Consider the following 20,902-nt stretch of genomic DNA (forward strand, 5'->3'; position numbering starts at 1 on the left):
ACAGCGGAGGGTAAGGGGCAAGCTTGCGCTAAACCGTCAACCCGCGCTGGCCGGCGAGCTCCTTCAGCGACACCAGCGGACGGGCGCCGATGTGCTGGATCACTTCGGCGGCGGCGAGCGCGCCGAGCTCGCCGCACTGCTTGTAGGCAAGATTGCGCGCGAGACCGTAGAGGAAGCCGGCGGCGAAGAGGTCGCCGGCGCCGGTGGTGTCGACGACCTTGTCGACCGGGAAGGCGGGCGCTGCGACGGCGTCTTCCGACGACACCACCATGCAGCCCTTCTCGCTGCGGGTGACGACGCCGAGATTGACGTCGTTGCGCAGCTGCTTCAGCGCGGTGTCGAAGTCCGAGGTCATGTAGAGCGAATGCAGCTCGGACTCATTGGCGAAGACGATGTCGACGGTGCCATTGCGCATCAGCGAGAGAAACTCGTCGCGATACCGATCGACGCAGAAGGAATCCGACAGCGTCAGCGCCACCTTGCGCCTGGCGTCATGCGCGATCTTGGCGGCCTTGACGAAGGCCTCCTTGGCGTTCTTGGGGTCCCAGAGATAGCCTTCGAGATAGACGATTGCAGCGCTCGCGATCTCGGCCGGGTCGATGTCGGCGGGCGACAAATCCTGCGCCGCGCCGAGATAGGTGTTCATGGTGCGCTCGCCGTCATCGGTGACGAGGATGTAGGAGCAGCCGGTGGCGGGTCCGTCCGTCGCGGCGGGCGTGTTGAAGGCGACGCCGGCGGCGCGGATGTCGTGGACGTAGAGCTTGCCGATCTGGTCGTCCTTGACCTTGCCGACATAGGCGGCACGTGCCCCCAAGCTGCCGATGCCGACGATGGTGTTGGCGGCAGATCCCCCCGAGACTTCCGTTGCCGGCCCCATGTCATTGTAGATGGCCGCAGCCCGCGCCTCGTCGATCAGGGACATGCTGCCCTTGGTCATGCCGTGCTTGGCCAAAAAGGCTTCGTCGGTCCTGACCAGCACGTCGAACAGAGCGTTGCCGATCCCGAGAACGTCATATTTCGTGTCAGCCATTCACCTTGATCCTGTTTGGCGGATTGCGATCCCTGCGGAAATCCGCTTCCTGTCGGCCTGAAATCTGGCTCGCGGCCTATCACGACCGGCCCATCGCGGGCAAGCAACGGTATTATGTCGACCCGATGATCCGCTCTTTCCTGACAGTTTCGACGGGAACACTGGCCTCGCGGCTGCTGGGCTTTGCGCGCGATTCCATGATTGCCGCATTGCTCGGCACCGGCGCGGTGGCGGATGCGTTTCTGGCGGCGTTCCAGCTCGTCAACGTGGTGCGACGGCTGCTCAGCGAGGGGGCACTGAATGCGGCGCTGATCCCGGCCTGGCTTCGCGTCAGGGACCGCGACGGCGAAGCGGCTGCATCCGCCTTCGCGGGTCGCGTGCTCGGCACGGTGAGCGCGGCCCTGATCGCGATCTCGATCGTGATTGCGCTGGTGATGCCGCTGATCATCACGATCATCGCGCCGGGCTTTCTCGGCAGCGCGACGCTCGATCTTGCGGTCCAGAGCGCGCGGCTGATGCTGCCTTATCTCGCCTTTGCCGGGCCCGTCACGGTGCTGATGGGACTGCTCAACGCGCAGAGGCGCTTTGCGCTGACCGCGTTCTCGCCGCTGCTGTTCAACATCGCTCTGATCGCAGCGATCGCGGCGCTGCTCGTCGGACATGCCGACGCGACCCTCGCGGCGTGGCTGCTGGCGGCCGCCGTCGGCATCGCCGGCCTGCTGCAATTGTTGATGCTGCTGTCACAGCGGAGCGGACGCCTGGCGGCGCCGTTGCGCGTGAGTTTTGACAAGGAAATGCGCGGCTTCTTCGCCAAGGCCGTTCCCGGCATGATCGCGAGCTCGGGGCCGCAATGGCTGATGGTCGCGGGCGCGATCATCGCCTCCGCCACGCCCTCCGCCGTGTCCTGGCTATATTTCGCCAACCGCCTGATCGAGCTGCCGCTCGGCATTGTCGGCGTCGCCATGGGCACGGTGCTGGTGCCGGAGCTGACGCGGGCCGTCACCAGCGGCGATCGCGAGGCGGTGGCGCATGCGGAATCGCGCGCGCTGGAGCTTGCAGCCGGGCTGGCGCTGCCGGCAACGCTCGGCCTGATCGTGCTGGCCGAGCCGATCGTGCGGCTATTATTCGAGCATGGCGCCTTCGGCGCGGACGACAGCATGGCAACCGCGCATGCATTGATGTGGCTGGCGCTGGGCCTGCCGGCCCACGTGCTGATCAAGGCGCTGTCGCCGGCGTTCTATGCCCGCAGCGACACGATGACGCCGCTCATGGCCACGGCCAAAGGCTTTGTGGTTGCGGTCGCACTCGCCGTTCTGCTTGGGCATGTCTTCGGTGCAAGCGGGATCGCGGCGAGCATCGCAGCCGGGGCCTGGAGCAGCGCGATCTCGCTGCTTCGGAAAGGCACCAGCGAATTTGGCTTCTCGGCGGACGATGCCGCGCGAAAACGGCTGCCGCGGATCGTGCTCGCCGCGGTCGCGATGGGAGCCCTGCTCTGGCTGACCGCGGATCTGATGCCGGCGGAGGCGCATGGCCTGATCCGCTTCATCGTGCTGGGCGTGCAGATCGCGGCCGGGATCGCGGTCTACGGCCTGCTCCTTCAAATCCTCGGCGCCGCCTCCTGGCGCGAGGCGGCTGCCGCCTTGAAGCGGCCTGCACATTAGAGGGTCCGCCCTGCCGATCTCCACCTCTCCCATCGGGAGAGGTGGAATTACCCTTGACGGAGCAGCGCCGCTGTTGGAAACGACGGCCAAATACCTATGGGAAGGCTGACCATGCCATTCGTTGAACGGGTCTTTTCGGGCGTCCAGCCGACGGGCAATCTGCACCTCGGCAATTACCTCGGCGCCATCGTCAATTTCGTGAAGATGCAGGAAACCCACAACTGCATCTATTGCGTCGTCGACATGCACGCGATCACGCAAGGCGTGGACGTCTGGGGCGGACCGGCCGAGCTCGCGCGCAACACCCGCGAGGTGACGGCGGCGTTCATCGCGAGCGGCATCGATCCGAAGAAACACATCGTGTTCAACCAGAGCCAGGTCTCCGGCCACGCCGAGCTCGCCTGGATCTTCAACTGCGTCGCCCGCATGGGCTGGCTCGGCCGCATGACCCAGTTCAAGGAGAAGGCCGGCAAGGACCGCGAGAACGCCTCCGTCGGGCTGTTCGACTATCCCGTGCTGATGGCCGCCGACATCCTGCTCTACCGCGCCACCCACGTTCCCGTGGGCGAGGACCAGAAGCAGCATCTCGAGCTCTCGCGCGACATCGCGCAGAAGTTCAACAACGACTTCGGCGACTCCATCCGCGCGCAGGGCACCAATGACGGCCTGTTCTTCCCGCTGCCGGAACCCTTGATCACGGGCCCGGCGACGCGCGTGATGAGCCTGCGCGACGGCACCAAGAAGATGTCTAAGTCCGAGGCCTCGGACAATTCGCGCATCAACCTGACCGACGATGCCGACACCATCGCGCAGAAGATCCGCAAGGCGAAGACCGATCCGGAGCCGCTGCCGACGGAAGAGAAAGGCCTGGAGGCTCGCCCCGAGGCCGACAATCTCGTCGGCATCTTCGCCGCGCTTTCCGGCCGCTCCAAGGCCGACGTGCTGCGCGATTTCGGCGGCGGCCAGTTCTCCGGCTTCAAGAACGCGCTGGCGGAGCTGTGCGTCATCAAGCTCGCGCCGATCGCCGGCGAGATGAAGCGCCTCGTCGCCGACCCCGGCCATATCGACGCGATCCTGAACGACGGTTCCGATCGGGCCCGCGCCATCGCCGACGAGACCATGAAGCTCTCGAAGGACATCGTCGGCTTCATCCGCCGGCGCTAAGGCGCGACCGTAAGACCGACCGGCTGGCGCCACGGCGCCGGCCGCTTCGCCTCTCCCAAACATTGCGGGAGTGTGGCAGCATGCCGGCCGTGCACATGCCGGGACATGCATGACCAGCAAGCGACTTTGCTTCGAGCCGGGTCACAAGCCCAAATGCCTCGTCGTCGTCGACGACAGCGCCGAATGGGATCGCGCGGTCTATTACGCCAGCCGCTGGGCGATCCGTGCCGGCGGCGGCGTCGTGATGCTGCGCATCATCGAGCCCGAGGAGCAGACGCAGGAATGGCTCGGCGTCGCCGACATCATGCGCGCCGAGGCGCAGGAGGCGGCGGAGGCCGCGCTCGACCGCGCCGCCGGTCGAGCCAACGGCATCGCCGCGATCACGCCGGAACGGGTGATTCGCGAAGGCGCAGCGATGGAACAGCTGCTGGCTGTCATCGACGAGGACCCTGATATCGCCATGCTGGTGCTCGCCGCCAATCCCGGCGCGGAGGGTCCGGGACCTCTGGTCTCGCTGCTCGCGCATGAGCTGGGCACCTTCCCGGTGCCTGTGACGATCATCTCGGGCGCGCTGAGCGACCAAAGCGTGGATTCGCTGTCGTAGCTCGTACTTCACCTCGCCCCGCTTGCGGGGGGGGGAGGGGGAAGGAACCACCTAACCCGCTGAAATAACAGCGAAACGCCCTTCAGGCCCCTTGACCGTGCGTTCCCCGTCGCCATCTGCTAGGTGATAGAGCACGCGCCGGCCTTGAACCGGCGACGTCTGGAGAGAACCATGTTCATTCAAACCGAAGCCACCCCCAATCCCGCCACGCTGAAGTTCATTCCCGGCCGCGTCGTAGTCGACGGCGGCCCGATGGAATTTGCGAGCCGCGAATCGGCTGCGCGTTCGCCGCTGGCCGAAAAGCTGTTCGAGGTGCCCGGCGTCACCGGCGTGTTCTACGGATCTGATTTCATCACCGTGACCAAGGCGAGCGGTGAATGGCAGCAGCTCAAGCCCGCGATTCTCGGCGCCATCATGGAGCACTACATGTCCGGCGCCCCGCTGCTCGCCGGCGGCGAAGCACAAAGCGATGTCGATCTCGACGACGGGGACGAGTTCTTCGACGAGGCCGATGCCGAGACCGTCGACATGATCAAGGACCTGATCGAGACCCGCGTGCGGCCGGCCGTCGCCAATGACGGCGGCGACATCACCTTCCGCGGCTTCAAGGACGGCATCGTCTATCTCAACATGAAGGGCGCCTGCTCCGGCTGCCCGTCATCGACCGCAACGCTCCAGCACGGTATCCAGAACCTGCTCAGGCACTTCGTGCCCGACGTGGTCGAAGTCCGGCCGATGTGACGACGAAGTCGTCGTTCCGGGATGGTGCGTTAGCACCAGACCCGGAATCTCGAGATTCCGGGTTCGGTCCTACGGACCTCTCCGGAATGACGGTTGTCGTAGGGTGGCATATCGGGGGGCCTGCAAATCGTGCGTGATGAATGGCGGATAGGCGCTCGGTTCGCTAGACTGTTCTCCATTCGTCACTCGCCATTCGCTATTCCATGCTGATCCTTGCCATCGATACTGCGCTCGAGGCGTGCGCGGCGGCCGTGCTCGACACCGACGCCGGCGAGCTCCTCGCACGGGAATCGCTGCTCATGAAGCGCGGCCACGCCGAGGCGTTGATGCCGATGATCGCACGCGTGATGCAGTCAGCCAATCTCGGCTTCACATCGCTCGATCGCATCGCCGTCACCGTCGGCCCCGGCAGTTTCACCGGCCTGCGCGTCGGCATCTCGGCGGCGCGCGGCCTTGCGCTTGCGGCGAAACGGCCGGCGGTCGGGTTGACGACGCTGTCGGCCTATGCCGCCACCATCGTCGGCCAGAGCAAACCGGCGCCGGTGATCTCCGCAATCGATGCGCGGCACGATCACGTCTATTTCCAGATCGTCGCCGGCGACGGCAGCCTCCTGGTGCGGCCGGGCATCGCGCCCATCGACGAGGCGATCGCGGTCTCGCAATTCGGCGCGCCGCATCTGGTCGGCAATGCCGCGAACATCCTCGCCGATCGCTGGCCGAAGGACATGCCGCAGCCGGTCGCGGTCGACGCGCAGCCCGCGCCCGACATCGGCTGGGTCGCATGGCTCGGCGCGGCCGCCGATCCCGAGACCAATCCGGCGCGGCCGTTCTATCTGAAAGCACCCGACGCAAAGCCGGCCGCAACTCCGCCGCTCGCACAAGCCGCAAGCTCATGATGAGATGGCTGTCGGAATGGTGGCGCGGCGGCACGGCCGCCGTCGAGCCGGTTTCCGTGCGCGACGCCGCACGGCTGGCGCAGCTTCACGGCGCCTCCTTCGCGCACGGCTGGGGCGAAAGCGAGTTCGAGAGCATGATCAGCGAGCGCAACACGCTCGTGCATCGGCTGCGCCTCGGCCGCAAGATCATCGGCTTTGCCGTCTCGCGGATCGGCGCGGACGAGGCGGAGATCCTCTCGGTCGCGGTCGACCAGGCCCATCGCGGCCGCGGCCTGTCCCGCACGCTGCTGATGACCCATCTCGGCCATCTCGCGGGGCGCGGCGTGCGCACGATATTTCTCGAAGTTGAGGAAAATAACCAGCCGGCGCGGCGGCTCTACGACCGGGCCGGATTCATGGTGGTCGGACGCCGCGAACGCTACTATAAGCAGCCGAACGGGGAACAATTGAACGCCCTTCTGATGCGACGTGACTTGTCGTAACATCGATGGCAGAAAGCGCCCCGCCAGGCAGACAAATCATGACCGCACTGAAACCCTCTTCCGCATCCAAGGCGTCCGGCATCGAAGCGCGCTGTGCCGCCACCGGCATGCGCATGACCGAGCAGCGCCGTGTCATCGCCCGCGTGCTCGCGGAGGCGGTCGATCATCCCGATGTCGAGGAATTGTACCGGCGCTGCGTTGCCGTCGACGACAAGATCTCGATCTCGACCGTGTATCGCACCGTCAAGCTGTTCGAGGATGCGGGCATCATCGAACGCCATGATTTTCGCGAGGGCCGCGCGCGCTACGAGACGATGCGCGACAGCCACCATGATCACCTCATCAATCTGCGCGACGGCAAGGTGATCGAATTCACCTCCGAAGAGATCGAGAAGCTGCAGGCGGAGATCGCCCGCAAGCTCGGCTACAAGCTGGTCGATCACCGGCTCGAGCTCTATTGCGTCCCGCTCGACGACGACAAGCCGACGAATTGATTTAGTGCCCATCGATCTCATCATCTTCGACTGCGACGGCGTTCTCGTGGACAGCGAGGTGATCTCCTGTCGCGCGCATGCTGACGTGCTGACGCGGCACGGCTATCCGATCACATCGGCGCAGGTGTTCGCGCGCTTCCTTGGCCGCTCGACAAAACAGGCCAATCTCGAGATCGAAACCGAACTCGGCCGCAAGCTGCCCGAGGCCTATCACGGTGATCTCCAGGACGAGCTGTTCCGCTCGTTCGAAGCCGATCTCGAAGCGATCCGCGGCATCCACGACGTGCTCGACGTCGTGACGCAACGCGTCTGCGTCGCTTCGAGCGGTTCGCATCGGCGCATGCAGGTGAGCCTTGGAAGCACGGGGCTCTATGAACGCCTGGCGCCGAACATCTTCTCGTCCTCGCAAGTGACGAACGGCAAGCCCGCGCCAGACCTGTTCCTGTTCGCCGCCAGGGAAATGGGCGTGCCGCCCGAGCGCTGCGTCGTCATCGAGGACAGCCTGGCCGGCATCGCCGGCGCACGCGCGGCCGGTATGAAAGTGTTCGGCTTTTACGGTGGCAGCCATTGCGGGGGCGACCATGCCGAGACCCTGCGCCAGGCCGGCGCCGACCTGACCTTTGCCGACATGCATCAGCTCCCGGAGCTGGTCCGGCGGGTCGAGGCGAAGGCCCTGGCGGGCTGATTCCATCCCCTCGCAGTCATTCCGGGGCACGCGCAGCGCGCGTGAACCCGGAATCTAGAGGAATTAGCTCGAGATTCCGGGTTCGCGCTGGCGCGCGCCCCGGAATGACGGCCGGAAATGGCTCCATTCGCTGGATTTTCGGCCCTCCAGCCTCTATGTGAAGGCCGTCCTCCATCGCCATTTCGGGTTCCATGACGCCGCCGCGCAAGCTGCACATCAAATCATATGGCTGCCAGATGAACGTCTACGATGCCCAGCGCATGGTGGACACGCTGGCTCCGGAAGGATTCGTGGAGACGGCGAGCGCCGAGGAGGCCGACCTCGTCATCCTCAACACTTGCCACATCCGCGAGAAGGCCTCCGAGAAGGTCTATTCCGAGCTCGGGCGGCTGCGCGTCGCCAAGGACGAGGCCGCGCGCGGCGGCCGCGCGATGCAGATCGCGGTCGCGGGCTGCGTGGCCCAGGCCGAGGGCGAGGAGATCGTGCGCCGGGCGCCTGTCGTCGACGTCGTGGTCGGACCGCAGAGCTATCATCATCTGCCGGAGCTCCTGAAGCGCGCCGGCAACGAAGGTCGTGCGATCGAGACCGAATTTCCGGCCGAGGACAAGTTCGGCTTCCTGGCCCAGCCAAAACCCGCCGCGATCCGCGCGCGCGGCATTTCCGCCTTCGTCACCGTGCAGGAAGGCTGCGACAAGTTCTGCACCTTCTGCGTCGTGCCGTACACGCGAGGCTCGGAAGTCTCGCGGCCGGTGGCAAAAATCGTCGACGACGTGAAGCGGCTTGCCGACAACGGCGTGCGCGAGCTCACCCTGATCGGGCAGAACGTCAACGCCTATCACGGCGAAGGGCCAGACGGAAAAACCTGGCCGCTCGGCCGGTTGCTCGAGCATCTGGCGGCGATCCCAGGGATCGCGCGGCTACGCTATTCGACCAGCCACCCCCGCGACGTCGATGACAGTTTGATTGCGGCCCATCGCGATCTCGGTGCCCTGATGCCGTTCGTGCACCTGCCGGTGCAGTCGGGCTCGGACCGGGTTCTCGCCGCCATGAACCGGAAACATACCGCCGATGATTATCGGCGCGTCATCGACCGTTTCCGGTCAGCACGCCAAGACATTGCTTTTTCATCAGATTTTATCGTCGGCTTCCCCGGCGAAAGCGAGCAAGATTTTCTTGCGACCCTCGCGCTTGTCACGCAAATCGGTTACGCTGCAGCCTATTCGTTCAAATACTCCGCCCGGCCGGGAACGCCGGCCGCGGACATGCAGGAGACGGTGTCCCCCGCCGAGATGGACCAGCGATTGGAGCGGCTCCAGGAACTGATCGACAGCCAGCAATCGGCCTTCAACAGGGCTGCGATTGGCTCAACGGTCGATGTGCTGTTCGAGCGTCCGGCGCGCAAGGACGGCCAGATCGTCGGCCGCACCGCTTTTCTCCAGCCCGCCCATGTGATGGCCTCGCCCGACATCATCGGACAAATCCTGCCGGTGCGGATCGACAGCCTCGAGCGCTACAGCTTTCTCGGCGAGCTCGCCACCGCGCGCGAGCCCGCTTTATCGCAAGCCACTGGAGCCTGAACCCTTGCCAAAAAGTGCATCGGATTCGTCTTCTATCGCTCCCAGCCGCAAATTTGACCGCGACATGCAAGTTCCGCCCGAGACCCAGGTCGTCATCGATTTCGACGACAACCGCGCCGCTTCCGCCCTGGTCGGCCCTTACGGCCAGCACCTCGCGCAGATCGAACGGCGGCTCGGTGTCATCGTCGATTCCAAGGGCAACCACATCACCATCGGCGGCACGCGCGACGGCTGCGACGCCGCGCGCCGTGTGCTGGAGATGCTCTACGCGCAAGCCTTGAAGGGGCAGGACCTCGACCAGGGTGAGGTCGAAGGCTCGATCCGCGCCGTGATCGCGCAGGGCTCGCTGTTCGAGTTCGATGCCAAGTCGGCGAAATCGACCTTCGACAGTATCAACTTACGCAAGCGCCCGGTGCGCGCGCGCACTGCCGCGCAGGATTCCTACATCCGCGCGCTGAAGCGCCACGAGCTGGTGTTCGGCATCGGTCCCGCCGGCACCGGCAAGACCTGGCTCGCGGTCGCGCATGCCGCGCAGCTGTTCGAGCGCAAGGAGGTCGACAAGATCATCCTGTCGCGCCCGGCGGTTGAAGCCGGCGAGCGCCTCGGCTTCCTGCCCGGCGATCTCCGCGAGAAGGTCGATCCTTATCTCCGCCCGATCTACGACGCGCTCTACGACCTCATGGACGCGCGCATCGTCGAGCGCGCGCTGCAGACCGGCGAGATCGAGATCGCGCCGCTCGCCTTCATGCGCGGCCGCACGCTCACCAACGCCGCCATCATCCTGGACGAGGCGCAGAACACCACGTCGATGCAGATGAAGATGTTCCTGACGCGTCTGGGCGAGAACAGCCGCATGATCGTGACGGGCGACCCCTCGCAGATCGACCTGCCGAACGGCCAGACCTCGGGTCTTGCCGAGGCAACGCGCCTCCTAAGCGGCGTCGAAGGCATTGCCCAAGTTCATTTCAAAGCCGAGGACGTGATCCGCCATGAGCTCGTGGCGCGGATCGTCGCCGCCTATGAAGGTTCGCCGCAGCGGCCGGCCGCCGATAAATCCTGACGGGACAACAGCCGGACCAAGAGGGGCGCGGACACGGCGCTCTTCGTTCCGAACAAAGACAATGTCACATCCGAACCTTCCCATGACCGAGGTCCTCGTCGTCGCCGATTGCTGGCAGCGCGAGCCCGATTCCGAAGCCGTGATCCAGCGCGCGGTCGCCGCCGCCGCCGGGAGCGTCGACGAAGATGTTGCCGACGCGGAAGTGGCCGTGATGCTGACCGATGATGCCGGCATCCGCACCCTCAACAGCAACTGGCGCGGCATCGACAAGCCGACCAACGTGCTGTCGTTTCCCGCGCTGCAGCCGGAAGGCGAATGGAAGGAAGGCGATGCGCCGCGCATGCTCGGCGACATCGCGATCGCCTACGAGACGATGCGGCGCGAGGCGGACGAGGAGCACAAGCCGTTCGATCACCATTTGAGCCACCTCGCCGTGCACGGCTTCCTGCACCTGATCGGCTACGACCACGAGAACGACGACGACGCCGAGGAGATGGAAGCGCTCGAAATCGAGATCCTCGCCCATCTCGGCATCCCCGATCCCTATGCCGACCGCCCGGGGACGCACTGAGATGCCGGATTCCGATCCAATCCACGACAATCCGCGCAACACGCCCAATCTGCCGGCGGTGGTGACGCCCGGCGAGGTCATGCGCCCGACCGCCGAAAGCTGGCTGCTGCGCGCCATCCGCTCGCTGTTCGGCTGGAAGGCGGGATCGGTGCGCGACGATCTCCAGGTCGTGCTCGACGCCACGACGCCCGACGACACCGGCTTCTCCGCCGTCGAGCGCACCATGCTGCGCAACATCCTCGGCCTGCACGAGCGCCGCATCGCCGACGTCATGGTGCATCGCGCCGACATCATCGCGGTGAAGCGCGACATCCCGCTCGGCGAGTTGATGGACCGCTTCGAGAGCGCCGGCCATTCCCGCCTCGTCGTCTACAACGAGACGCTCGACGATCCCGTCGGCATCGTCCACATCCGCGATTTGCTCGCCTTCATGACCGCGCGGGCGCGGGTGTCGGAAGCTACCAAGACCAAGCGCAAGAAGCCGCTGCCGGCCGGCCTCGATCTGCGCGCAGTCGATCTTGCGATGCCTCTCGAGGACGCGCGCATCATCCGCAAGCTGCTCTACGTGCCGCCCTCGATGCGGGCGATCGACCTGCTCGCGCAGATGCAAGCCACGCGCATTCACCTGGCGCTGGTCGTCGACGAATATGGCGGCAGCGACGGGCTGGTCTCGATCGAGGACATCGTCGAGCAGATCGTCGGCGAGATCGACGACGAGCACGACAGCGACGAGCCGCCCTCGATCGTGCGCCTGCCGGACAACGCCTTCATCGCCGACGCCCGCGCCAGCCTCGACGACGTCCGCACCGTGATCGGCGCGGATTTCGTCACCGGCGAGGCCGGTGAGGAGGTCGAGACACTGGGCGGCTATCTCGTCAGCTTCGTCGGACGCCTTCCGGTGCGCGGCGAGGTGATCTCGGGTCCCGGCAATTACGAGGTCGAAGTGCTCGATGCCGATCCGCGCCGCGTCAAGCGGCTGCGCATCTCGACGCGGAAGGAACGTCCGGCGCCGCGCACCCAGCGCGAGAGCCGGCGCCGCGAGGCCGCGCCCGAGAGTCCGCCGCCGGCCAGTGACACGCCGCCCACGCCGCCGAGCGACGGGACCGGCCCGCAGTGAGTGCGTTGCAGCGGCTTCGGCAGATCGCGCTTGCCATCATCCTCGCCTGGGGATGGAAGCGCGCCGTCATCGCCATGGCAGCCGGCGCGTTGTCGGTGCTGGCGCAGGCGCCGTTCAACCTCTTCCCGGTGCTGTTCATCACCTTTCCGGTGCTGGTCTGGCTGATCGACGGCACCGGCGCCGGACGATATGGTGGCATCCCCGCCGCGGCGCTGACCGGCTACTGGTTCGGCCTCGGCTATTTCGTCCCCGGCCTCTACTGGATCGGCTACGCCTTCTTCGTCGACGCCGACATCTTCGCCTGGCTGACGCCGCTCGCGGTGCTGGGCCTGCCGGCCTATCTCTCGATCTTCACGGCGATCGGCTTTGCGCTGGCGCGCCTGCTCTGGACCAAGAACGCCACGCGCGTGCTTGCGCTCGCGGCAAGCCTCACCATCGCCGAATGGCTGCGCGGTCACGCGCTGACCGGCTTTCCCTGGAACGCGTTCGGCTATGCGCTGTCCGAGCCGCTGCCGCTGGCGCAGACCGCCTCGCTGATCGGCCTGTGGGGCATGACCTTCCTGACGGTTGCGATCTTTGCCAGCCCCGCGACGCTGATCGACCGCACGCCTGATCGCAGCATAACGTGGCGCGCACCGGCCGCGGCAATCGCGCTTCTGATTGTCATGAGCATCTTCGGCGCGATCCGCCTGTCGCTGCTTCCGACCACGATGGTATCAGGCGCCAAGCTGCGCCTGATGCAACCGAACCTGCAGCAGGACGCCAAGTTCAACTACGCCGCCAAGGCGGAGGTGATGAAGAAATACCTCGCGCTGTCGGACCGCGCCTCCGGGCCGCAATCGACCGGCGTGCGCGATGCCACCATCCTGATCTGGCCGGAATCCGCCTTCCCGTTCTTTCTGACTCGCGAAGCCGACGCGATGGCGCAAATCGCCGAGCTCTTGCCGAAGGGCACGGTGCTGATCACGGGGTCGGTGCGCGCGCCCGACCTGCCGCGGGGAACGCCGATCACGCGCGCCTACAATTCGATCTACGTGATCGATCACGACGGCAGCGTGCTCGCGGTCTACGACAAGTTGCACCTCGTGCCGTTCGGCGAGTTTCTTCCCTACCAGGAGTTGATGGAGAAGCTCGGTTTCGAGCAGCTGACGCGTGTGCGCGGCGGCTTCATCACCGGCAGCGTGCGGCATGCGCTGCCGGTCCCCACCGCACCATCGGCGCTGCCTCTGATCTGCTACGAAGCCATCTTTCCCGGTGAGGTGGCAGGACGCAACGAACGTCCGGGCTGGATCGTGAACCTCACCAATGACGGCTGGTTCGGCATCTCGACCGGTCCCTATCAGCATCTGGAGCAGGCGCGAATGCGCGCGATCGAGCTCGGATTGCCGCTGGTCCGCTCCGCCAATACCGGCATCTCCGCGGTGATCGATCCGGTCGGACGAACCGTCGCAAGCCTCGGTCTCGGCATCGAAGGCATTTTGGACGCAAACCTGCCCGCAGCCCTCCCGCCGACTGTCTATGCGCGCGTGGGTGACGTACCCGCTGCCATGCTCATTGCGGTGGCCGTGATACTCGCGGTCCGCCGGCGTGTTGCCAAACGGCACCCCTGATCACGCCGTCGCCATCGAGGCGGCCGGAATCCTTTGACAACCGTAGTCCCACGGTTGACAGATTGCAGGCGGGTTCCTCATTCTGCACCCGCTGCGAAAGACAGTGGGCGTTGCTAAATTTCTCCGCAATGTTTCCCAATAACAGGGTTTGATTTTACGCTGCTGGCACCTGAGGCATTCCGGTTGATTGCGCTGAGGGTGGTGTTTGGAGGCTGAGGAAATGTCGAAAGCGCCCAACCCTGTTGACAAATATGTCGGCAGCCGCGTGCGTATGCGTCGCATCATGTTGGGCATGAGCCAGGAAAAGCTCGGTGAAGCTTTGGGCCTGACGTTCCAGCAGATCCAGAAATACGAGAAGGGCACGAACCGGGTCGGCGCGAGCCGTATCCAGCAAATTGCCGAGATTCTTCAGGTCCCGGTGTCGTTCCTGTTCGAGGGCGGCCCGAGCGGCGTGCCGGGTCCGAACGGCTTCAGCGAAGGCGCCTCGCCTTCTTATGTTTCCGACTTCCTCGCGACCTCCGAGGGTCTCGCCTTGACCAAGGCGTTCACCCGAATCACCGATTCGAAGATGCGCCGCTCGATCGTCGATCTCGTCGAGCAGATCGCGGCCCGCGAAGGCCCCGACAAGCGCTGACGCGCACCAGCTCAATCCGATTTGAGGCTGCGCCAAATCTGGCCTATGTCGTCATTTGCGGCCGCGTATTGACGCGCGCCCTCCCGGATGATGCGATTCAAAGGCATAGATGCGCCCATGACGAACTCCAACTGGTTCGATACCCAAACTATTCTCGACGGCATCCGGCGCTGGGTGGAGATCGAGACGCCGACGGAAGCCCCTGAACAGGTCAACCGGCTGGTGTCGCTGGTCGCGGATCAATACCGCGATCTGCCCGTCACGCTCGAGCGCGTCGCCGGCGTCGACGGCTGCGGCGATCATCTTCTGGCCCGCTCGACCTGGGGGCAGGAGCAGCCGGGCATCCTGGTGTTGAGTCATCTCGATACCGTTCATCCGCTGGGCTTCATCGAGCGCCTGCCGTTCAAGGTCGAGGGCGACAGCGCGTTCGGCCCCGGCATCTACGACATGAAGGGCGGCGCCTACATCGCCCATCACGCATTTGCCGCACTCTGCGCCGACGGCAAGCGTTCGCCGCTCGGCGTCACCCACATGTTCACCTCCGACGAGGAAATCGGCAGCCCCACCTCGCGTGCACTGATCGAGCAGGAAGGACGCAAGGCCAAATACGTGCTGGTGACGGAACCGGCGCGCGACGGCGGCAAGATCGTCACCGGACGCAAGGGCGTCGGACGCTTCGAGGTGTTCATCAAGGGCGTGCCGGCGCATGCCGGCTCGCGGCCCGAAGACGGCCGCAGCGCCATCCGCGAGCTCGCCAACATCATCCACGCGCTGGAGGGAATGAACGACCTGAAGCGCGGCGTCACCGTCAATGTCGGCGTGGTGCGCGGCGGCACGCGCCCCAACGTGACACCGGAAGAGGCCTATGCCGAAATCGACCTGCGCGTTCCGAGCTTCACCGACGCGGACGAATTCGTCGGCAAGATTCTTGGACTGAAATCGAAGACGGACGGCGTCACGGTCACGGTCACGGGCGAACTCAATCGTCCTCCCTACGAGAAGGGCAATGCGGGCGCCTCGCTCTACGAGCACGCCAAAGCGCTCGCCAACGAGATCGGCTTCGAGCTGATCGACACCTATACCGGCGGCGGCTCGGACGGCAATTTCACCGCTCCCCACACCGGCACGCTCGACGGGCTTGGCGTCGACGGCAAGGGCGCGCACACCCATTATGAGCAGCTTTATGTCTCCTCGCTCAAACCGCGCGCGCGGCTGCTCTATCGACTGTATCAGACGCTGCGATGAGCGAGCGCAAGTCAGACCCCGAGCGCGACGACAGCGAGCGCGCCTTCTTCGGGCGCCGCAAGGGCCACAAGCTCAGGCAGCACCAGGCCGAGCTGATCGATCATCTGCTGCCGCATCTTGCGCTCGACATCGCGGGCGCAGCGCCGGCGGATGCAAGCGAGATCTTCGATCCCGCAGCCGATGATGTGCGGCTCGAGATCGGCTTCGGCGGCGGCGAGCATCTCGCGGCCGAGGCGCAGGCTTTCGCCACGACCGGCTTTATCGGCTGCGAGCCCTATGTCAACGGCATGGCAAAAATCCTCGCGCAGATCGAAGTCGCCAACATCGCCAACATCCGCCTGTTCGCGGGCGACGCCGCCGAGCTGCTGGCCTGGCTACCGAAGGCCTCGCTGTCGCGGATCGACCTGATCCATCCGGATCCCTGGCCGAAGCGGCGGCACTGGAAGCGGCGCTTCGTCCAGGACAGGACGATCGCCGCAATGGCGCGCGTGCTGAAGCCGGGCGGCGAATTCCGCTTCGTCTGCGATATCGACGATTACTGCGCCTGGACGTTGTCGCATCTTGCGCGCTCGCCGGACTTCGTCTGGCTTGCCGAGCGCGCCGACGATTTCCGGCAACCATGGGCCGGCTACACCATGACGCGCTACGGCCGGAAAGCGGCGCGCGAAGGCCGCAAGACGGCTTATTTGCGGTTCAGGCGGGTGTAGTTGTCATTCCGGGGCGATGCGCAGCATCGAACCCGGAATCTCGAGGTTCCGGGTTCACGCTTCGCGCGCCCCGGAACGACCGAAAGCATTCAAATCGTCTGCCGGTTGCGCCAGAAATTCACGACGCGCTCGGCCGTCGTCGGCATCAGACGCGTAAAGTTCATGCGCGCGGCCTCGATGTCGGCATCAGCAGGCGTACGATTGGGGCCGTACCAGAGCAGGATCAGCGCGCGCACCGTGGGCCAGCCGAGATTGAGCACGCGGCCGAGGATCAGAATCGGATCGTAGCGGTCGCCCCCGATCAGGCGGTCGAGAATCGAAATGCGGATGCCGGCCATCGCCGAAAGCGATGCGATCGATTCCTCGTATTTGTGCGCCTTGGCGAAGCCGAGCAGCGCGCTCTCGCCGAGATGGCCTTCGCGATGCAAGGTAAGCACCGTGCGCTGGGCCGCGGAGAAATCGCGTCGCGGTCCCGGCGGCAGCGCAGCCTCCTCGATCGCCGCCATCGCACGCTTGATCTCGACCTGGCGCACGGGATTGACCACGCTGGAGAGGCGGCGGCGGATGACGTCGAGCGTGCCGTTGAGAAGCTCCTTCAGGTGCTCGCCGGAGAGATCGCTGCGCTGGCCGATCTTGAGCGTCAGCACGCCGTCCTGCGCGGCGCGCTTGATCAGCTCGGAATAGCTGCCCGGCGAGAACATCGCGCCGGCATTGCCCGCGGCGCGACGCACGACATCGCGATCGCCGCGCTCGACCAGCACGTCGGTGACGACGGCCGGCAAGACGGGGCGCTCCGTCATCGCCAGCAGATGGCCCTGGCCCTTCAGCCGCGCGATCTCGACGAGAGCGGCGTCATCGAGCACGGGCGAGCGGCGCAGCACGGGACCTGCCACCATGATCTCGTTTTCGCGCGCGAACTGGTTCACCAGATGCGGCGGCGCGTTGTTCAGGCGCGAGAAGCGCTCGGCGAGATCGATGCGCGAGGCGAGCTCGGCATGTGGAACGAGATCGATCAGGAGATCGTCGAAGAGATCGATCAGCTCGGGACCGAGCCTCGTGGGATCCTGGAAGAACAGCCCGGCGATGGCACGCGCAATCTCGCCGCGACGGCGGGGGTCGCCGCGTTTGACGATAGCATCCAGTCCGGGAATGAGCGACGTGGCAGCGGTCATGAAAACGCAAACTCGTACAGGGCACGCCGCGGGTGCGCCCTTGGTCCAAGCCGCCCCACAATCAGAGAATTTAGGCCCCGGAAATGAAAGAAGCGTTGCGCGGGAGACCGCGAATCGGGCGCAAAAAGCCTCGCCTGGCCTGCGATGGGCCTTGTCCGGGAGGGCGGAAAGGGCTATATGAGCGCCAATTCATCTTCTCATACGATCCGCGTAGTGAGAGTGGGCCCGAAAGGACCCGCTCTTTTTTATTACCTGAACGCGGGTTGGTGGAAGATCCGGCCCGACGCGCTGTCGGGAGAGTTCCCCAAGCGGGCTTTGACATCGTAACCAAGCCTTAACCATCGAGCGCCTTGACCCTGGATATGACCGAACCGAACACTGGTTCCACGGATGCCGAATTGCTGGCCGAGCCGCGGCTCGTGGTCGAGCCGGGCGTGGCGGCGCGGGTGTCTGCGGTCGCAGCCCCGGTGCTTGAGGGCATGGGCTACCGCCTGGTGCGGATCCGCATTTCCGGGGAAGCTGGCTGCACCGTGCAGATCATGGCCGAGCGGCCGGACGGCTCGATGCAGCTCGAGGATTGCGAGGCGATCTCACGGGCGCTCTCGCCCGTGCTCGATGTCGCCGACCCCATCGACCGCGCCTATCGCCTCGAGATCTCCTCGCCGGGAATCGACCGCCCCCTGGTGCGGCGCTCCGACTTCGAGCGTTATTCCGGGCATCTGGTGAAGGTCGAGATGGCGGTCGCGCATGAGGGGCGCAAGCGGTTCCGCGGCACGCTCGGTGCCGTCGATGGCGACCGCGTCCATCTGCATCGCGACGACGTCAAAGCGGGCGACGATGCCGACGTTCTCCTGACGATGGAGGATATCGGCGAGGCCCGGCTGGTGCTGACCGACGAGCTGATTGCCGAATCCATGCGCCGCGGCAAGGCCGAGGCGCGCGAGATGCGCCGCAATCTGGGTCTTGAGCCGCCGCAGGCGCCGCACGCGAAAATTAGCGAAAAAACCACCAAAAACACCAAGCCGAAAAAGAAGCCGGCCCCGACCAATACGAAGAAACATCGCCTTGCCGCCGAACGTGCGCGGCGCGGCGAGATCGAGCCTGAAGGAGACTAGCCATGGCAGTCAGCGCCAATCGACTCGAATTGCTCCAGATCGCGGACGCCGTCGCGCGCGAGAAATCGATCGACCGCGGCATCGTCATCGCGGCGATGGAGGACGCCATCGCCAAAGCCGCGCGGGCCCGTTACGGCAGCGAGACTGACGTTCACGCCGAGATCGACCCGAAGAAGGGCGAGCTGCGGCTGTCGCGCCACATGCTGGTCGTCGACAAGGTCGAGAATCACTCCAACCAGATCTCGCTGGTCGATGCGCAGCGCGCCAATCCCGGCGCCCAGGTCGGCGACACCATCGCCGACACCCTGCCGCCGCTGGAATATGGCCGCATCGCCGCGCAGTCGGCCAAGCAGGTCATCGTGCAGAAGGTGCGCGAGGCCGAGCGCGACCGGCAGTACCAGGAATTCAAGGACCGCATCGGTGACATCGTCAACGGCGTCGTCAAGCGCGTCGAATATGGCAGCGTGATCGTCGATCTCGGGCGGGGTGAAGCCATCATCCGCCGCGACGAGATGCTACCGCGCGAAGTGTTCCGCAACGGCGACCGCGTCCGCGCCTATATCTTCGACGTCCGCCGCGAGACGCGCGGCCCGCAGATCTTCCTCTCCCGCACCCATCCGCAGTTCATGGCAAAACTGTTCGCGCAGGAAGTGCCGGAAATCTATGACGGCATCGTCGAGATCAAGGCGGTGGCCCGCGATCCCGGCTCGCGCGCGAAAATCGGCGTAATTTCCCGGGATTCCTCGGTCGATCCGGTCGGCGCCTGCGTCGGTATGCGCGGCTCGCGCGTGCAGGCCGTGGTGAACGAACTGCAGGGCGAGAAGATCGACATCATTCCCTGGTCGCCGGACATCGCGACCTTCGTGGTCAACGCGCTTGCGCCGGCCGAGGTCTCCAAGGTCGTCATCGACGAAGACCGCGAGCGCATCGAGGTCGTGGTCCCCGACACCAACAACCAGCTTTCGCTGGCGATCGGCCGCCGCGGCCAGAACGTGCGTCTGGCCTCGCAGCTCACCGGCTGGGACATCGACATCCTGACCGAGCAGGAGGAATCGGAGCGTCGCCAGGCCGACTTCGAGAACTCCACCCGCGTCTTCATGGAATCGCTCAACGTCGACGAAGTGGTCGGCCAGCTACTGGCGTCCGAAGGCTTCACCTCGGTCGAGGAACTCGCGATGGTCGACGTCAAGGAGCTCGCCGGCATCGAGGGCTTTGACGAGGAGACCGCGCAGGAGCTCCAGAACCGCGCCCGCGAATATCTCGAGCAGCAGGAAGCCGAGCTCGAGGCGAGGCGCAAGGAGCTCGGCGTCGAGGATGCCCTCAAGGACGTGCCCGGCGTCACCTCGAAGATGCTGGTGAAGTTCGGCGAGAACGACATCAAGACCGTCGACGACCTCGCCGGCTGCGCCACCGACGATCTGGTCGGCTGGACCGAGCGCAAGGAAGGCGGCGAGCAGACCAAATTTGCGGGTGCGCTCGACGGTATCGACATCACCCGTGACGATGCCGAAGCCATGATCATGCAGGCCCGCGTCAAGGCCGGCTGGATCACCGAGGCCGATCTCGCCAAGCCTGCTGAAGAGGCTGAGGCGACCGAAGATCAGCCGGCTTAAGGGCGACGGAGGATGTCGCCCGGATGCTCGCCAGCACTGACAGCGAACTCGACCATGGGCCGCGGACCGAAAGGTCCGCGACCATGCGGATGTGCGCGGTCAGCCGGCAGGTCCGGCCGATCGACGAGCTGATCCGCTTCGTCGTCTCGCCGCAGGGCGACATAGTTCCCGATCTCAAGCGCAAGCTGCCCGGACGCGGCATGTGGGTCACCGCCTCGCGCGAGGTGGTTGCGGAAGCCGTGCGGCGTCACCAATTTAGCAAGGCCTTCAAGCGCGAGCTGCGCATCCCTCAGACGCTTCCCGCCGATATCGAGGCGCTCCTCGTCAGGAGCGTGACGGAAGCCCTTGGAATCGCTGCCAAGGCGGGCCAGGTTGTGGCCGGCTTCGGTAAGGTCGAGAGCGCCCTGCGGGAAGGCACGGCCGAGGTCCTGATCCACGCCAGTGACGGGGCTGCGGACGGAATCCGCAAATTGGACATGCTGGCGCGTCAAAATGCCGGAAATCGCGGCGCCAAGCCGCAGATTCCCGTCGTCACCGCACTGAAATCGTTAGAATTGGATTTGGCACTGACCCGGTCAAATGTGATACATGCTGCGCTGCTCGCGGGCCCGGCGAGCAGGTCATTCCTGTCACGTAGCCAGATGCTGGTCCGATACCGGATGGCGGACGATGACAAGACTGCCGAAAAGCACGGCCAGGATTTCTGAGAGACAACGACGAACCG

At 65.4% G+C, this 20,902-nt stretch carries 21 protein-coding genes; 19 read left to right on the plus strand and 2 right to left on the minus strand.

What is annotated here, in order from left to right:
* Positions 1-28 precede the first annotated feature (28 nt).
* Positions 29-1,030 (minus strand): adenosine kinase, encoded by a 1,002-nt coding sequence (locus GGD63_RS32875; RefSeq protein WP_183248311.1) that lies wholly within the window; start codon positions 1,028-1,030, stop codon positions 29-31.
* Positions 1,031-1,155: 125 nt separating this feature from the next.
* On the opposite strand from GGD63_RS32875, the gene murJ reads away from it, so the two are divergent.
* From murJ to trmB, 16 genes are all read left to right on the plus strand, one after another.
* Positions 1,156-2,691 (plus strand): murein biosynthesis integral membrane protein MurJ, encoded by a 1,536-nt coding sequence (gene murJ / locus GGD63_RS32880; RefSeq protein WP_183248313.1) that lies wholly within the window; start codon positions 1,156-1,158, stop codon positions 2,689-2,691.
* Positions 2,692-2,802: 111 nt separating this feature from the next.
* Entirely contained in the window at positions 2,803-3,855 is a 1,053-nt protein-coding gene (gene trpS, locus GGD63_RS32885) for a tryptophan--tRNA ligase (RefSeq protein ID WP_183248315.1), read from the plus strand.
* A gap of 109 nt (positions 3,856-3,964) precedes the next feature.
* Positions 3,965-4,459, plus strand: a complete 495-nt coding sequence (locus GGD63_RS32890) for a universal stress protein (protein ID WP_183248316.1) — start codon at positions 3,965-3,967, stop codon at positions 4,457-4,459.
* A 171-nt stretch (positions 4,460-4,630) separates the two neighbouring features.
* A complete protein-coding gene (locus GGD63_RS32895) occupies positions 4,631-5,200 on the plus strand; it encodes a NifU family protein (protein ID WP_183248318.1) in 570 nt (189 codons plus the stop codon).
* A gap of 203 nt (positions 5,201-5,403) precedes the next feature.
* Positions 5,404-6,096 (plus strand): tRNA (adenosine(37)-N6)-threonylcarbamoyltransferase complex dimerization subunit type 1 TsaB, encoded by a 693-nt coding sequence (gene tsaB / locus GGD63_RS32900; protein ID WP_183248321.1) that lies wholly within the window; start codon positions 5,404-5,406, stop codon positions 6,094-6,096.
* Complete coding sequence (rimI, locus tag GGD63_RS32905; RefSeq protein WP_183248323.1) at positions 6,093-6,578, plus strand: ribosomal protein S18-alanine N-acetyltransferase; 486 nt, start codon at positions 6,093-6,095, stop codon at positions 6,576-6,578. The genes tsaB and rimI overlap by 4 nt, the downstream gene beginning before the upstream one ends.
* A gap of 38 nt (positions 6,579-6,616) precedes the next feature.
* Positions 6,617-7,072, plus strand: a complete 456-nt coding sequence (locus tag GGD63_RS32910; protein WP_060909534.1) for a Fur family transcriptional regulator — start codon at positions 6,617-6,619, stop codon at positions 7,070-7,072.
* A 4-nt stretch (positions 7,073-7,076) separates the two neighbouring features.
* Positions 7,077-7,757 (plus strand): HAD family hydrolase, encoded by a 681-nt coding sequence (locus GGD63_RS32915; protein ID WP_183248325.1) that lies wholly within the window; start codon positions 7,077-7,079, stop codon positions 7,755-7,757.
* 191 nt (positions 7,758-7,948) lie between these two features.
* Complete coding sequence (gene miaB / locus GGD63_RS32920) at positions 7,949-9,334, plus strand: tRNA (N6-isopentenyl adenosine(37)-C2)-methylthiotransferase MiaB (protein WP_183248327.1); 1,386 nt, start codon at positions 7,949-7,951, stop codon at positions 9,332-9,334.
* 64 nt (positions 9,335-9,398) lie between these two features.
* Entirely contained in the window at positions 9,399-10,394 is a 996-nt protein-coding gene (locus tag GGD63_RS32925) for a PhoH family protein (RefSeq protein ID WP_183248328.1), read from the plus strand.
* Between the two features lie 82 nt (positions 10,395-10,476).
* The gene (gene ybeY / locus GGD63_RS32930) at positions 10,477-10,965 is read left to right on the plus strand and encodes an rRNA maturation RNase YbeY (protein ID WP_409334109.1); all 489 of its coding nucleotides are present in this window, start codon (positions 10,477-10,479) and stop codon (positions 10,963-10,965) included.
* Between the two features lies 1 nt (position 10,966).
* The gene (locus GGD63_RS32935) at positions 10,967-12,082 is read left to right on the plus strand and encodes a hemolysin family protein (RefSeq protein ID WP_246785759.1); all 1,116 of its coding nucleotides are present in this window, start codon (positions 10,967-10,969) and stop codon (positions 12,080-12,082) included.
* Complete coding sequence (gene lnt, locus GGD63_RS32940; protein WP_183248334.1) at positions 12,079-13,692, plus strand: apolipoprotein N-acyltransferase; 1,614 nt, start codon at positions 12,079-12,081, stop codon at positions 13,690-13,692. The genes GGD63_RS32935 and lnt overlap by 4 nt, the downstream gene beginning before the upstream one ends.
* A 220-nt stretch (positions 13,693-13,912) precedes the next feature.
* Positions 13,913-14,326, plus strand: coding sequence for a helix-turn-helix domain-containing protein (locus tag GGD63_RS32945; RefSeq protein ID WP_183248336.1), 414 nt, complete (start codon positions 13,913-13,915; stop codon positions 14,324-14,326).
* An 87-nt stretch (positions 14,327-14,413) separates the two neighbouring features.
* Positions 14,414-15,571, plus strand: a complete 1,158-nt coding sequence (locus GGD63_RS32950; protein ID WP_183248338.1) for a M20 family metallopeptidase — start codon at positions 14,414-14,416, stop codon at positions 15,569-15,571.
* Entirely contained in the window at positions 15,568-16,278 is a 711-nt protein-coding gene (gene trmB / locus GGD63_RS32955; protein ID WP_183248340.1) for a tRNA (guanosine(46)-N7)-methyltransferase TrmB, read from the plus strand. The genes GGD63_RS32950 and trmB overlap by 4 nt, the downstream gene beginning before the upstream one ends.
* Before the next feature lie 89 nt (positions 16,279-16,367).
* Here the strand turns inward: trmB and GGD63_RS32960 are convergent, their stop codons facing one another.
* Complete coding sequence (locus tag GGD63_RS32960; protein WP_183248342.1) at positions 16,368-17,450, minus strand: DUF2336 domain-containing protein; 1,083 nt, start codon at positions 17,448-17,450, stop codon at positions 16,368-16,370.
* A gap of 362 nt (positions 17,451-17,812) precedes the next feature.
* On the opposite strand from GGD63_RS32960, the gene rimP reads away from it, so the two are divergent.
* Genes rimP through GGD63_RS32975 form a run of 3 tightly spaced genes read left to right on the plus strand, consistent with a single transcriptional unit; the run spans position 17,813 to position 20,885 of the window.
* The gene (gene rimP / locus GGD63_RS32965) at positions 17,813-18,565 is read left to right on the plus strand and encodes a ribosome maturation factor RimP (protein WP_183248344.1); all 753 of its coding nucleotides are present in this window, start codon (positions 17,813-17,815) and stop codon (positions 18,563-18,565) included.
* A 2-nt stretch (positions 18,566-18,567) separates the two neighbouring features.
* Complete coding sequence (gene nusA / locus GGD63_RS32970) at positions 18,568-20,178, plus strand: transcription termination factor NusA (RefSeq protein ID WP_183248346.1); 1,611 nt, start codon at positions 18,568-18,570, stop codon at positions 20,176-20,178.
* Positions 20,179-20,201: 23 nt separating this feature from the next.
* Positions 20,202-20,885 (plus strand): RNA-binding protein, encoded by a 684-nt coding sequence (locus tag GGD63_RS32975; protein WP_183248348.1) that lies wholly within the window; start codon positions 20,202-20,204, stop codon positions 20,883-20,885.
* Positions 20,886-20,902 lie beyond the last annotated feature (17 nt).

The sequence above is a fragment of the Bradyrhizobium sp. cir1 genome (genome assembly GCF_014198245.1).
Lineage (GTDB): Bacteria > Pseudomonadota > Alphaproteobacteria > Rhizobiales > Xanthobacteraceae > Bradyrhizobium.

Bases quoted from the DNA above. Each gene is read 5' to 3' on its own strand.
- GGD63_RS32960 (WP_183248342.1), bottom strand. From the start codon at position 17,450: ATGACCGCTGCCACGTCGCTCATTCCCGGACTGGATGCTATCGTCAAA.
- GGD63_RS32945 (WP_183248336.1), top strand. From the start codon at position 13,913: ATGTCGAAAGCGCCCAACCCTGTTGACAAATATGTCGGCAGCCGCGTG.
- murJ (WP_183248313.1), top strand. From the start codon at position 1,156: ATGATCCGCTCTTTCCTGACAGTTTCGACGGGAACACTGGCCTCGCGG.
- GGD63_RS32895 (WP_183248318.1), top strand. From the start codon at position 4,631: ATGTTCATTCAAACCGAAGCCACCCCCAATCCCGCCACGCTGAAGTTC.
- trpS (WP_183248315.1), top strand. From the start codon at position 2,803: ATGCCATTCGTTGAACGGGTCTTTTCGGGCGTCCAGCCGACGGGCAAT.
- GGD63_RS32890 (WP_183248316.1), top strand. From the start codon at position 3,965: ATGACCAGCAAGCGACTTTGCTTCGAGCCGGGTCACAAGCCCAAATGC.
- GGD63_RS32935 (WP_246785759.1), top strand. From the start codon at position 10,967: ATGCCGGATTCCGATCCAATCCACGACAATCCGCGCAACACGCCCAAT.
- GGD63_RS32910 (WP_060909534.1), top strand. From the start codon at position 6,617: ATGACCGCACTGAAACCCTCTTCCGCATCCAAGGCGTCCGGCATCGAA.
- GGD63_RS32950 (WP_183248338.1), top strand. From the start codon at position 14,414: ATGATGCGATTCAAAGGCATAGATGCGCCCATGACGAACTCCAACTGG.
- ybeY (WP_409334109.1), top strand. From the start codon at position 10,477: ATGACCGAGGTCCTCGTCGTCGCCGATTGCTGGCAGCGCGAGCCCGAT.
- rimI (WP_183248323.1), top strand. From the start codon at position 6,093: ATGATGAGATGGCTGTCGGAATGGTGGCGCGGCGGCACGGCCGCCGTC.
- rimP (WP_183248344.1), top strand. From the start codon at position 17,813: ATGACCGAACCGAACACTGGTTCCACGGATGCCGAATTGCTGGCCGAG.
- GGD63_RS32925 (WP_183248328.1), top strand. From the start codon at position 9,399: ATGCAAGTTCCGCCCGAGACCCAGGTCGTCATCGATTTCGACGACAAC.
- miaB (WP_183248327.1), top strand. From the start codon at position 7,949: ATGACGCCGCCGCGCAAGCTGCACATCAAATCATATGGCTGCCAGATG.
- trmB (WP_183248340.1), top strand. From the start codon at position 15,568: ATGAGCGAGCGCAAGTCAGACCCCGAGCGCGACGACAGCGAGCGCGCC.
- nusA (WP_183248346.1), top strand. From the start codon at position 18,568: ATGGCAGTCAGCGCCAATCGACTCGAATTGCTCCAGATCGCGGACGCC.
- GGD63_RS32875 (WP_183248311.1), bottom strand. From the start codon at position 1,030: ATGGCTGACACGAAATATGACGTTCTCGGGATCGGCAACGCTCTGTTC.
- tsaB (WP_183248321.1), top strand. From the start codon at position 5,404: ATGCTGATCCTTGCCATCGATACTGCGCTCGAGGCGTGCGCGGCGGCC.
- GGD63_RS32975 (WP_183248348.1), top strand. From the start codon at position 20,202: ATGCTCGCCAGCACTGACAGCGAACTCGACCATGGGCCGCGGACCGAA.